Here is an 11,929-nt window from a genome sequence, read left to right on the forward strand (position 1 = left end):
TTCGCTTGCGGAGGTGAGCTTCTACGCTTCCCCGCCAGCACCGTCAACACTTTTTTTCAACTTCGTTTCGCTTTCCAGCGACCCGTCCGTTTCCGGTTTCCCGAAGCGGAGGTGAGCTTCTACGCTCGCCCGCCCGGCCCGTCAACGTTTTTTTTCACTCAACTCGAAGTGCCGTTGCCCTTCGATCCGCGTTGCGGCTTTCCGCAGCGGGCTGAACTAAATAGCCGCACTTGCGTCGCCTGTCAACCGTTTTTTCAATGTCCCTTGCTGCCACTAATCTGTCACACAGATCTGCACAGCGCGGACTTTCAGAAATACCTATTCGGCCTGACCCTGTCAATACACTTTTTGCGTCTGCCCAGCCCCAGCCCTACGCCCTGCTTGGCCCAAGTCCTGCACACCCCTACGGCAAGCGGCAAAGTTTGCCCTGCCCCCACTTCTTCTGGCTTTTGCCCGAACGAGCCGGCGGGCCATCCTGCCGCTGCCGCTCACGACAGGCCGCCCTTTGGGGACAGGCCGAGACGGCTTGGCAGGCAATTCCTGCCGCCCAGGCGACAAGGAAGGTGGAGCATGAGCTCAATATGGACCGGGGTCTCAGGACTCCTCAGCTACAGTCAGGGCATCGCCACGACCGGAAACAACCTGGCCAACGTCAACACCGTTGGCTTCAAGTCGGCCCGAATGCTCTTTGCCGACACCATGAGTGCCATGGCCGGCGGCACATCAGACGGCAGCCAGATTGGCACCGGCGTGCAGGTCGGGTCAACGGCTATGCAGACATCGGTCGGCAGCCTGAATGAGTCCAGTAACGCTACCGATATGGCCATAGATGGTGAGCATGGCTATTTTGTCGTCAAGGACACAGCCAACGACAAGACATATTGTACACGGGCAGGTGATTTTAACTTTGACAAAGGTGGTGATCTTCTTACTTCTACCGGCTTAAACGTACAGGGATGGGCGGTAGATAATGATGCTATTTTAGCAGCCAAGCGCAGCAATACTATTCTTTCACAGGTGCCAACGACTGGCGATGTTACCGATATCAAAATTACAGATTTTACAATTGATCCTCAAGCTACGGGAACAATAGAAGTCGTTACCAACCTTGACAGCCAAGTAACTACGGGAACACTCGACTCCACTGATCCCTACTTTACTATGTTCAAGAGCTACGATGCCAACAGTGATACACCCGTGGCTGATTCTGATTATTCCGCCACAGTAAAGATCTACGACTCCGAAGGCACGGGCCACACTGCCACTGTCTATTATTCCAAGACCAACGACGAATCCGGCAAAGAGTATTGGGAATATATGGTAACCGTCCCCCCCTCCGAGGACGGCAGCGACGTCACCGGCGACACGACCAAGGCCGGCGTCCTCATGATCGGCACGATGACCTTTTCCGCTCAGGGCGTTATGGAAAATCAGACGGCCTTTACGCCCGGCGGCACTGACCCGACAAGCCTCTCCTCCTGGACCCAGGCCAGCCTGACCTCTTCGGGGGTGCCCGAGTTTTCAGCCACCTTCATGTCGGCCTCCAACGGTACTTCCCTAAGCGCCCAGAGCGTCGCCTTCAAGACGGGCCTGTCCACCACGGGAGGCAGCTGGTCCGCCACCAGCGCCGCCACTGCTGCGGATATCGGAACCAGCACCGCAGCCAATGCCGGTTATGACTCCTCTGCGACCAGCAATGCCGTCTCCTGCACCACCAACTACGCCACTTCATCCTATACGCAGGCGACTTCCCAGGACGGGTACGCTGCGGGCGAAATGACTGCCACCAACGTGGACGAAGACGGGGTGCTGTGGGGGACATTCACCAACGGCCAGAGCAAAGCCCTCTATGTCGTGGCCTTGGCCAGCTTCGTCAATCCCACGGACCTGCGCCGCGACGGCAACAACCTGCTCTCAGCCACCACAGAATCCGGCAAAGCCACCGTGGCCCGGGCCAATACCGGCGTTCTCGACGGCATTTCCGGCAGCACCCTGGAATCTTCCAACGTGGACATGGCCAGTGAAATGGTCAACCTTATCGTCAACCAGCGGGCCTTTCAGGCCAACTCCAAGGTGGTGACCACGGCCGAGGACATGATGGCCAAGGCGTTGGAGATCAAAAAGTAGGCTGGCGGCCTTAGCCGCCGTACTGCCGCTGCCATTCATCTAAAAAGAGCAGCGACGTTTCCAGAGGTGTCAGCCGGCCCTGCCGGCCCCGCACGGCCGCGATCAGATCGGGAAAGGTCACATCGGCCGGCAGCGAGAGGTCGCGCAAAAGCTGCGCCGTCTCATCGCGCAGGGGCTGGGGAAGGCCGGCCAGGGCCGCCTGCTCCTCCTCGCGCCCCCCCGGCCACTCCGGGAAACGCTCGGCCACAAAGGCCAACAGCCGCTCCATGCGATGGGCGTAGGTGTGCTCGGCCAAGGCCCGCGCCCGCGCCCGCGCCGCATAGTCGGCCCGCTCCTCGGGATGGGCCAGGAAATAGGCCAGTTTTTCCCGCAACGCCTCCATGCTCCCAAACCGGGCCAGCTCGTCGTCGGCAAAAAGCTCCGGCAGATACGTCCTGTCGCTCACAAGCTGGAACGCCCCGCACATGGCCAGTTCAAAGGTGCGCGGGTTGACGAAATCCCCGGCTGGTACGCACTCCCGGGCCGATATGCTGGAATGCAGATTGAGATTGATGGTGGCGGCATTAAAGATCCTGACCGCTTCTTCGGTGGTGATCCGTCGCCCGCTGAAACGCACCCGGCCGGCCAGGGCCGCGTCGCCGTCCCAGTCGCTGCCGAAAATCCCCAAACCAAAATCCAGCAGTTGGGCAAAGGCCGCCCGCCGGTTGGGATAGCCCGCGCCCATAAACGAGACCTCGGCCCCGTAGGTGCGCCGTTCCACGGCCGACAGTTCCAGGGGCCGGTGGACGGCCGGATCGGCGGCCATGGGCAGATACAGGGCGTTTGGCTGCCCGACGGCCGCCAGCCGGTCCGGGAATGGGTCTTTCTGGATGACGGCAAAGACATCATAATAAGGCGCGAAGGCTTGCCAGTAGGTGAAGAGCCTAAAATCCTCCACAAACCACATGGCCGTTTTCACCCCGTCCCGGCGCAGGCGCTTTAAGGCCTGGCGCGACAACGGGGCCTGGGCCAGGGCCAGAACCAGATCCGGGCCAAAGGTCTCGACCTTGGCGCAAATGGCCTGGGAAATGACTTGCAGGAAGCTGTTCTCCAGATATTCCAGCCGATCCGACGTCACCCGCAGGGTTTTTAAGGCCTCAAAGGCCCCGTAAAACTCCGGCGCTTCAAAGATTTCGACCACATGGCCAAGCTGGGCCAAGGCCGAAGCGCAGTACCGGCCCACCGGCAGCGAGCCGCCGTACATGGGCAACACCACCAACACCCGCAAGGTTGTCTTTCCCGCCATCGTCTAGCCCTCCCCGCGTAGCGGCCGCCCCGGTGGCGGCAAGATCCAGTCGGTTTCCAGATACAGGCGCTCGGCCAGCTCCCGCTCCCGGGCCAGGTCCGTCCCGTCCCCATCCGCGCCGACCAGCCTTCGGGCCGCAAAGGCCCGAAACGCCTGCCGGTCCGGCGCAGAGGCGTCTTCGCCGCCAACCAGTCGGCACGCGGCCCCAAGGGCGTCGCAGTCCGTGGCGAAACGGGCCAGCCCCGGCGGCAGGATCGCCTTGGCCGAGCCGGCCAGAGCGCGCAGAAAGCCGGGATCGGCAAAGGGCAGGCGGCAGACGTGCCCTCGCTCGCAGGGGGCCGATTCCAGGCAGGGAGAGCATGGGAGCGTTGCCTGCCAGACCTCGTGGCCAAGGCCGTAGGGGCCGGTTTCGTGGCACCAGGCCGACGACAGAAAAAACGCCGTGACCGGCACACCATAATAAGCCGCCAGATGCATGGCCCCGGTGTCCGGGGTGAGCAGCCGGTCCAGGCCGGCGACTGCCTCACACAGCCCAAACAGATCGGTCTTGCCGGTGGCATCCACGCAGGAAGCGGCCACGGCCGGGTCGAGCTTTCGTACCAGCGCCCGGGCCTCGCCGGCCTGCCCGGCCGTGCCGAGCAGCACCAGCCGGGTTACTCCGCTGCGGCGAAAGACCGTGCGCACGATGGGGGCCAGGATTTCCGGCGGCAGCGAACGCCGGGCCGCCCGGCCGGCCAGGGCCACGCCCAGGCCCCCGCCGCGCGGTGCGGCCTCGGGATTGACCTGGGCGGGCGCAAGCGGCTCATCGTCGAGATGGGCCCAGATGTCGGCCAGATTGAGCCCGCTGCCGCGACGGTCCCGGGCGATGCGGAACACAAGCCGCAACAGCGTGTCCTTGTCGGTCTGGCCGGCGAACTGGCGGTAGCCGCGCTGGACCTCGGGCGGGAACATGGCCGCAATGGCCATGCCAAGGGGCGAAAAATTGAGCGTATAGACCCGGTCAAAGGCCAGGGCCGCCAGCTCGCCCAAAACGGCCCGGGCCTGGGACGCGGCCGCACCGGCATCAAGCCCGGCCGCGCCGTGGGCCGGCAGGCCGTGGATCTGGGCAAAGGGGTAGAGCCGGGCGGCCAGACCGGCAAGCGAGCAGTCCACGGCCAGATGCACCTCGCCGCCGCCGGCGGCTGCCGCCTTGGCATTAAGGCCGGCGAGCAACCGACGGGTCTGGACCAGATCGCCCAGCCGGGCCAGTTGCAAAACCAGAAATCGAGCCATTGCCGTACCGTCCCGCGGTCAGGAAACCGAATGATTCATGTGAAAAAAAGCCCTTTCCGGCCCAAGCGTTCTTCTGCTATAGGAGGCTTCCATGCGGTATTATCCAATTTACGTCAATCTGCACGGCAAGCGTTGCCTGGTCGTCGGCGCAGGTCAGGTCGGACGTCGCAAGATCGCCACCCTGGCCGATTGCGGCGCCGCCGAGATCCTGGTCATCGACCTGGCCCCGGCCGACGATTCCTGTACCGAGCTGCTCTCGCATCCGGCGGTGGTCTTTGCCTGTCGGCCCTATGAGACCGCCGATCTCGACGGCCGGTTCCTGGTCATCGCCTCCACCGACGACGAGGCGCTTAACTGGCGCATCAGCCGGGAATGCGCCGAGCGCGGCATCCCCTGCAACATCGTGGACCAGCCGGAAAAGTGCAGCTTCATCGTGCCGGCCCTTTTCACCCAGGGCGATTTGACCGTGGCCATCTCCACCGGCGGCGGCTCGCCGGCCCTGGCCCGAAAGATCCGCCAGGGGCTGGGGGAATTTCTCGGTTCGGAATATGGGGCGCTGTTGCTCCTCATGAGCCAGTTGCGGCCCCTGGTGATGGGGCTCGACCTCGGCACGCCGGCCAATTCCGCCCTCTTTCGCGATCTGGTCAATTCGCCCCTGCTCGAAGCCCTGGAGCAAGGCGATGCGGCCCGGGCCGAAGCCATCCTCCGGGACATTTTGCCCGCTTCCCTGCATGGCGAGGCGGCCGGGCTCGTGTCGGGAGCGCTCACCCATGCCGGCGCTTAACATTCTCTTTTTGCTCGTGCTCGCCGGGTATTTCCTGGGAGCGGTCAGCCATTTGCTGGGCGTGGTCACGGGCAAGGCCGGGCTTCGCCGGGCCGGCTGGCTGCTGACCGTTGGCGGCTTTGTCTGCCACACCCTGGATCTGGCCGCCCTGCTGGTCCTGGAAGGCGGCATGGCCTTTTTGTCGGGCGAATTCTATTTCAGCCTGCTGGCCTGGAGCCTGCTGCTGATCTGCCTCTTTTTGTGGTGGCGGCTGCGCCTGGGCATGCTGGGGCTGCTCGCCTCGCCACTGGCCTTGTTCCTGTTTTTGTCTTCTCAGGCCGTGACCGCAGCCCGGATGCCCTTGCCCAAAGCGCTGGGCGGCTTATTTTTCGGTTTGCACATCGGGGCGCTGTTTCTGGCCATCAGCCTCCTGGCCATGGCCTGCGGGGCCGGGGTGGCCTATCTGTACCTGGAACGCAAGATCAAGACCAAGGAGAAGCTCGGCGGTTTCGCCAAGGCCCTGCCCGCCCTGTCCACCTGCGATACGGTCAACCGGTGGGCCGTGGCAGCCGGATTTCCGCTCTATACCCTGGGACTGCTCTCGGGCTTTATCTGGGCCAAGCTCACCTGGAACCGCATCTTTTCCTATGATCCCAAGGAAATTACAGCCATCTGCATCTGGATGCTGTTCGCCTTCCTGTTCCATCAGCGTCTGGTGCTGGGCTGGCAGGGACGCAAACCCGCCCGTATGGCCATCTGGCTGTTCGGGCTGACCCTTGTGTCCATGCTGGTCATCAATTTCTACATGCCCACACACCATAGTTTCGCACGATATATCGATGGAGCATCAGATTTACCTGTTTGGCCTCAACCATAAGACCGCCGGAGTGGAAATTCGGGAAGCGTTCGCCCTGGGCGAGCGTCCGAAACTCGGTGAGCTTTTGGTGCATGGCGACGCCCGTCTGCGTGAAGTCCTGGTCCTTTCCACCTGTAACCGGGTGGAAGTGCTGGTGGCCGATGCCGTGGGGCGCGATCCCAAATCCGCCGTCCTGGCCGCCTGGGCCGAGCAGTGTGGCCAAAATCCAGCCACCCTGGCCCCCCATCTCTATGCCCACCAAGGCCTGGCCGCCGTGGACCACCTTTTTTGCGTGGCCTCGGGACTGGATTCGCTGGTCTTAGGCGAACCGCAGATTCTCGGGCAGCTCAAAGCCGCCTATCGCCATGCCGTGGCCAGCCGTACCGCCGGAGTCATCACCAACCGGCTGTGCCACAAGGCTTTTTCCGTGGCCAAAAAGGTGCGTACGGCGACTGGCATCGGGGCCAGCGCCGTGTCTATCAGCTACGCCGCCGTGGAACTGGCCAAGCGCATCTTCGGCGAGATGGCCGGGAAAAAAGCCATGCTGGTCGGGGCCGGCGAAATGGCCGAGCTGGCCGCCATCCATCTGCTCAATGCCGGCGTGTCGGAAATACTCGTGGCCAACCGCACCTATGCCCGGGCCGAAGAACTGGCCGGACGCTTCAAGGGCCGGGCCGTGGCCTTTGAGGAGTTCCTCACGCGGCTGCACGAGGTGGACATCGTCATCAGCTCCACCGGCGCGCCCCATGTGGTCATAAAAGCCCGGGACGTGCGCGCCGTGCTCAAGGCCAGACGGCACAAACCCATGTTTTTTATCGATATCGCCGTTCCCCGCGACATCGACCCGGATATCAACAGTTTGGACAACGTCTACCTCTACGACATCGACGACCTGCAAGAGGTCGTGGAGGAGAATCTGGCCCAGCGTCGCGAAGAAGCGGCCCGGGCCAAGGACATCATCGGCTTGCAGGTGGAACGCTTTGGCGAGTGGCTCAAATCGCTGGCCGTCAAGCCCACCATCGTGGACATGCTGGAAGCCAGCGAAGCGCTCGCCCGCCGGGAGCTGCAAAAGACCCTGCGCCGCCTTGGTCCCGACATTTCCGAGGAGATCCGCCAGGCTGTCGAGACCCTGTCCCTGTCCATCAGCCGCAAAGCGCTCCACGAACCCATCGCCTTTCTCAAGCGGCGGGCCAAGGAAGACCACGGCGACAGGTTTATCGACCTCACCCGCCGCATGTACAATCTGGACCGCGAAAAAGTCCCCCAGGACGCCCACGCGGACCGTAAACCGCCGAAGGACGAGGCCGAGACAACGGACTTCGACGCGACGGATCCAAGCGAGTAAACCATGCGATCCTATTTGATCGATGAAGTATCCGCCGATAACATGGAGCAGATCGAACGAAACCTGACCGAAAAAGGCTTCAAAGGTCCGCTTGACCATATCTTTTATATTCCGTTCCCCCAGGAAATGCTCAACGACGAGCAACAGCAGCACTACGCCGAGTGCGGCCCGTACATGCTGGTCCTGGAGACCGGGCGCAACTGGCTCAAACTCGAACTGCTGGTGCGCGGCCGCGGCAAACTGCGCTGCTCCTGCATCAGCTACTGTTCACCCGAACAGCGCCAGCAGATGATGGATTTCCTGGACAACTTCATCCGGGAACTGGACATCGCGGTCTAGTGTCGTGGCCCTGGGCACGCCAATGGTGTGCCCAGGGCGTGGCCTTGCCCGAGTCCACACGTTCCGCTCCCGGGCCACACGCCGACCGCCACGGGCAGCGCCTATGCAAACCATCCCGCCCCCCGGTTCCGACCAGCCGCCAGACCGTCGGCTGACCCTGGCTGCGTTGCCGCGCCGGCAGGCCCGACTGTGCCTGGGCGTGGCCGAGTTCCTGACCGACGAATGCGGCCATGACCCGGTCGGCGCAACCTGGATTGTGGGGCTTTCGGGCGGACCGGATTCCGTAACCTTGCTCGCCCTGGCCACCGTCCTGGCACCCCGCCTGGGGGTTGCCCGCCTGGAAGCCGCCCATCTCGACCACGCCCTGCGGCCCGAATCCGGCACCGAAGCCGAGGCTGTGCTTGCCCTGTGCCGCCGGTTGGCCGTGCCCTGCCACACCCGCCGCGTCGATGTGGCCGCCCTGGCCCGGGACGGGAAAACCGGCTGGGAAGACGCCGGACGCCAGGCCCGCTACGCCTTTTTTGCCGAACTGGCCGCCGGACGCCCCGACGCCTGGACCCTGACCGGCCATCAGCTCAATGATTTGGCCGAGGATCAGTTCATGCGCCTGACGCGCGGCGCGGGCTGGCCGGCCCTTGGCGGCATGGCGGCCCTTGATCCCGCCCGCCGCATCCTGCGCCCGCTGCTGCTCACCCCGCGCCATGCCATCGAGGCCTTTATCGCCGCCCTCGATCTGCCGGTCGTTTGCGACCCGTCCAATGCGCAGCCGGTCTGTGTGCGCAACCGTATCCGCCAGACCATGCTGCCGGCGGCCCTGGCCGAAAACCCCCGCTACCTCGACGCGGCCGCCCGGTTGTGGCGGCAAGCCCGGCTGGACACGGACTATTTTGCCGCAGTGGTGCCCGATCTGCCCACCGCCCCCGGCCGCCCCGCTTCGCTCGCCCGGCCGGCACCATCCGGCAACCCCACCGGTCCAGCCCCGGCCACACCGTCGCAACCATCCGCTCTGTGCGGCCAATCCGCTCCAGACAGCCTGCCCGGCGCGCCCGCCGTAGTCCGGCTGTCCCGGGCCGCCCTGGCCGGGACGCATCCAGCCCTGCGCCTGCGCCTCTATCGCCGCGCCCTGGCCGCCCTGGGACCGGGGCAAGCCCTGGCCGACGCCCTTTTTGCCCTGGACCAGGCCGTAACCCGCCGCAACACCGGCCGGGTCTTTCAGTTCCCGGGCGGCAAATCGGCCCGTATCGCGTCCCGGGAAATCGTCTTTGCCCACACACCGGACGGTCGGACAAAACAGGAAACGCCATTGACAGCGCTTGCGGGCGGGGGTAATGAGGCCGATTGTGAAAAATCAAACATGGAGGCAGTCCCGGTGAATATCCTCACTTTTGGTCCCAATGGCAGCGGCAAGGGCACCCAGGGTTCCCTGGTGAAAAAGAAGTACAATCTGGCCCACATCGAGTCCGGGGCTATCTTCCGCGAGCACATCGGCGGCGGCACCGAACTCGGCATGAAGGCCAAGGCCTTTATCGACAAGGGCGAGCTGGTTCCCGACGACATCACCATCCCCATGATCCTTGCGACCCTGAAGGCCAAGGGCGCGAACGGCTGGCTGCTCGACGGCTTCCCCCGCAACATGGTTCAGGCCGAAAAGCTGTGGGAAGCCCTGCAGAAAGAAGGCATGAAGCTCGATTACGTCATCGAGATCCTCCTGCCCCGCGAAATCGCCAAGAACCGCATCATGGGACGTCGTCTGTGCGCCAACGACCCCAACCATCCCAACAACATCTTTATTGACGCCATCAAGCCCAACGGCGATGTCTGCCGGGTGTGCGGCGGCGCGCTGACGGCCCGCTCCGACGACCAGGACGAGGGCGCCATCGGCAAGCGTCACGACATCTACTACGATACCACCACCGGCACCCTGGCCGCCGCCTACTTCTACAAGGATCTGGCTGCCAAAGGCCAGACCAAGTACATTGAACTCAACGGCGAAGGCTCCATCGACTCCATCAAGGAAACCTTGCTGGCCCAGCTCGATTAGTCACCGGGATTTGCCTTGCACCACGGCCCCGGGGGGAATACCCTCGGGGCCGCGTTTTTTCGCCCAAGGAGCCTTCATGGCACACGCCCCCCTGACACTTGGCCGCATCGCCTACTTAAACGTCTGGCCGCTCTACGAGGCCCTGACCCCGGCCTTTCCCCAAGGCCCGGATATCGCCTACGTGCCCGGGCATCCGGCCGAACTCAACGCCGCCCTGATTGCCGGCACCATCGACGCCGCCCCGGCCTCGGCCTTTGCCTATCTGGCCAATCCGGCTGCTTTTTCCCTGCTGCCCGACCTGTGCATCCGGGCGACCGCCGGTCCGATCCAAAGCGTGCTGCTGCTTACGCCCGTGCCCCTGCCCGAACTGCCCGATTATCTGGCCCGCACCGGGGCAGCCGTCCAACTGTCCGGGGCCTCGGCCAGTTCCAATGCCCTCTTGCAAGTGCTGTGGCGCTTTGCCTGGGGTTTTCCCGAGCCGCTGTACGCGACAGTGGCCCCGGGGACCGGTTTTGACCGGGGCATGCCCTTTGTCGAAATCGGCGATCTGGCCCTGCGCCGCCGGCTCGCCCCGCCGCCGGGCTGGCACATAACGGACCTCGGCCAGGCCTGGCAGGATTTCGCCGGCACGCCCTTCGTCTTTGCCCTGTGGCTCGTGCGCGAAGGCCTGGCCGGCCAGCGGTTGGTCACCCTGGACCGGGTGCGCCGCTTTCTGGTGGACGTCAACCGCGCCCTGCCCCAGCGACTGCCCGCCCTGCTGCGTGCGCCGTCCCGGCCGGACTGGCTGTCCGACGCGGCGCTGCTCGATTACTTCTCGGTGGTCAACTACGATTTCGACGCAGCTGCAGCAGCATCGCTGGTGCTGTTTGCCCACCACTGCCGCGAACTGGGACTCATCCCGGCCGTGCCCGGCCTGCGCTATGCCCTGTAAGGGAGAAGAAGAAGAAAAGGCAGAAGATGAAGATGCCTCCGGCGGCCAAAGGGCTGAGCCCTTTGGAATCCCACCTCAAGGCAAGGGGTTAAGGGGGAACGGTGTTGCGCGATGGTGGCAGGGGCAAAGGGACGGAGAAGAAGAGAAGGCAGAAGAGGCCTCCGGCGGCCGGGGGGATGATCCCCCCGGACCCCTGCAACTGGAGAAGTTTATAAGGGGGGTGTGGCACTGGTTGCTACGGTGAGCGGCTCAAGAACGGGACAGCCGCAGGAGGCGCTTGGCGGGAACCACCGTTGCTCCAGGATCGTCAAAGACTGCGACCAGCGGGAACTGCGGTTCTCGTTGTCAGATACGCCTTAAGACCAGAAACAGCGCCGCATCCCCAAAAGAATGGCCCTACCTGGGAGCGGGAAACCGTCAGCAGCAGGGCAGGCCGAGAATCTCTGAACGCCGGGACTGAACCATCAGATCGGCCAGCCGGATGGCGTCGAGTTCGCGAAAAATGCTCTCCGTGGCCCTGGCCCAGATCTGGCGGGTGACGCAGTCCGCGGAAATCAGGCAGACGTCGGGGTTGCCCACGCATTCCGTCAGCTCAGGACGGCTCTCCAGCGCCCGCACCACATCGCCCACCTTGATCTCGTCGGCTCCCACGGCCAGCACATGCCCGCCCTTGGGGCCGCGCTTGCTCGTGATAAACCCGGCCTTCTTGAGCGCCCGGATCAGTTGTTCCAAATATTTTACAGAGATATTGCGCCGCTTGGCGATATCCTGGATGCGGACCGGCCCGTCTTCGCCGTGCAGGGCGATATCCAAAAGCATGCGCAAGCCGTAACGGCTACGCGTGGTGAGCTGCATGGGTCGCTTTCCCCTTGTCCCGATTTTGTGCAAAAACGAACAAGACGGACTCTAGCAAATTCATTTGCGAATGGCAAAACCGGTTTTCCAAAGCGACAAATCAGCCCGCAACCAG

The 11,929-nt window shown here is 63.8% G+C and carries 10 protein-coding genes and 1 pseudogene; 8 read left to right on the forward strand and 3 right to left on the reverse strand.

Annotated elements, in window-relative coordinates; all coding sequences use genetic code 11:
• The first annotated feature begins 570 nt into the window (after positions 1 to 570).
• The gene (locus GTA51_RS07090) at positions 571 to 2,127 is read left to right on the forward strand and encodes a flagellar hook protein FlgE (protein WP_160959860.1); all 1,557 of its coding nucleotides are present in this window, start codon (positions 571 to 573) and stop codon (positions 2,125 to 2,127) included.
• 10 nt (positions 2,128 to 2,137) lie between these two features.
• Here the strand turns inward: GTA51_RS07090 and GTA51_RS07095 are convergent, their stop codons facing one another.
• Both GTA51_RS07095 and GTA51_RS07100 read right to left on the reverse strand, forming a co-directional pair.
• A complete protein-coding gene (locus GTA51_RS07095; protein ID WP_160959861.1) occupies positions 2,138 to 3,412 on the reverse strand; it encodes a CgeB family protein in 1,275 nt (424 codons plus the stop codon).
• A gap of 3 nt (positions 3,413 to 3,415) precedes the next feature.
• A complete protein-coding gene (locus GTA51_RS07100) occupies positions 3,416 to 4,684 on the reverse strand; it encodes a glycosyltransferase family 9 protein (protein ID WP_160959862.1) in 1,269 nt (422 codons plus the stop codon).
• Positions 4,685 to 4,775: 91 nt separating this feature from the next.
• Between GTA51_RS07100 and GTA51_RS07105 the strand changes: the two genes are divergently transcribed.
• From GTA51_RS07105 to GTA51_RS07140, 7 genes and pseudogenes are all read left to right on the forward strand, one after another.
• Entirely contained in the window at positions 4,776 to 5,468 is a 693-nt protein-coding gene (locus tag GTA51_RS07105; protein WP_160959863.1) for a precorrin-2 dehydrogenase/sirohydrochlorin ferrochelatase family protein, read from the forward strand.
• Positions 5,455 to 6,324 carry a cytochrome C assembly family protein gene (locus tag GTA51_RS07110; protein ID WP_160959864.1) on the forward strand — a complete coding sequence of 290 codons (870 nt, stop codon included), beginning with the start codon at positions 5,455 to 5,457 and terminating at the stop codon, positions 6,322 to 6,324. The genes GTA51_RS07105 and GTA51_RS07110 overlap by 14 nt, the downstream gene beginning before the upstream one ends.
• Entirely contained in the window at positions 6,287 to 7,648 is a 1,362-nt protein-coding gene (gene hemA / locus GTA51_RS07115; protein ID WP_160959865.1) for a glutamyl-tRNA reductase, read from the forward strand. Before GTA51_RS07110 ends, hemA begins: the two co-directional genes overlap by 38 nt.
• Before the next feature lie 3 nt (positions 7,649 to 7,651).
• On the forward strand, positions 7,652 to 7,987 hold the full coding sequence (locus tag GTA51_RS07120; RefSeq protein ID WP_160959866.1) for a hypothetical protein: 336 nt from the start codon (positions 7,652 to 7,654) through the stop codon (positions 7,985 to 7,987).
• 103 nt (positions 7,988 to 8,090) lie between these two features.
• Positions 8,091 to 8,786 (forward strand): annotated as a pseudogene (tilS, locus tag GTA51_RS07125) (tRNA lysidine(34) synthetase TilS); the annotation flags it as partial.
• Positions 8,787 to 9,356: 570 nt separating this feature from the next.
• Complete coding sequence (locus tag GTA51_RS07135; RefSeq protein WP_160960032.1) at positions 9,357 to 10,028, forward strand: adenylate kinase; 672 nt, start codon at positions 9,357 to 9,359, stop codon at positions 10,026 to 10,028.
• Between the two features lie 76 nt (positions 10,029 to 10,104).
• On the forward strand, positions 10,105 to 10,959 hold the full coding sequence (locus tag GTA51_RS07140) for a menaquinone biosynthetic enzyme MqnA/MqnD family protein (RefSeq protein ID WP_160959867.1): 855 nt from the start codon (positions 10,105 to 10,107) through the stop codon (positions 10,957 to 10,959).
• A 417-nt stretch (positions 10,960 to 11,376) separates the two neighbouring features.
• On the opposite strand, the gene GTA51_RS07145 is transcribed toward GTA51_RS07140, so the two are convergent.
• A complete protein-coding gene (locus tag GTA51_RS07145) occupies positions 11,377 to 11,814 on the reverse strand; it encodes an RrF2 family transcriptional regulator (RefSeq protein ID WP_160959869.1) in 438 nt (145 codons plus the stop codon).
• Positions 11,815 to 11,929 lie beyond the last annotated feature (115 nt).

The sequence above is a fragment of the Solidesulfovibrio aerotolerans genome (assembly GCF_009856865.1).
GTDB lineage: Bacteria > Desulfobacterota > Desulfovibrionia > Desulfovibrionales > Desulfovibrionaceae > Solidesulfovibrio > Solidesulfovibrio aerotolerans.

Excerpts from the sequence above, each read along its gene's own strand:
- hemA (WP_160959865.1), top strand. The coding sequence starts at position 6,287 with ATGGAGCATCAGATTTACCTGTTTGGCCTCAACCATAAGACCGCCGGA.
- GTA51_RS07100 (WP_160959862.1), bottom strand. The coding sequence starts at position 4,684 with ATGGCTCGATTTCTGGTTTTGCAACTGGCCCGGCTGGGCGATCTGGTC.
- GTA51_RS07095 (WP_160959861.1), bottom strand. The coding sequence starts at position 3,412 with ATGGCGGGAAAGACAACCTTGCGGGTGTTGGTGGTGTTGCCCATGTAC.
- GTA51_RS07140 (WP_160959867.1), top strand. The coding sequence starts at position 10,105 with ATGGCACACGCCCCCCTGACACTTGGCCGCATCGCCTACTTAAACGTC.
- GTA51_RS07090 (WP_160959860.1), top strand. The coding sequence starts at position 571 with ATGAGCTCAATATGGACCGGGGTCTCAGGACTCCTCAGCTACAGTCAG.
- GTA51_RS07120 (WP_160959866.1), top strand. The coding sequence starts at position 7,652 with ATGCGATCCTATTTGATCGATGAAGTATCCGCCGATAACATGGAGCAG.
- GTA51_RS07110 (WP_160959864.1), top strand. The coding sequence starts at position 5,455 with ATGCCGGCGCTTAACATTCTCTTTTTGCTCGTGCTCGCCGGGTATTTC.
- GTA51_RS07145 (WP_160959869.1), bottom strand. The coding sequence starts at position 11,814 with ATGCAGCTCACCACGCGTAGCCGTTACGGCTTGCGCATGCTTTTGGAT.
- GTA51_RS07105 (WP_160959863.1), top strand. The coding sequence starts at position 4,776 with ATGCGGTATTATCCAATTTACGTCAATCTGCACGGCAAGCGTTGCCTG.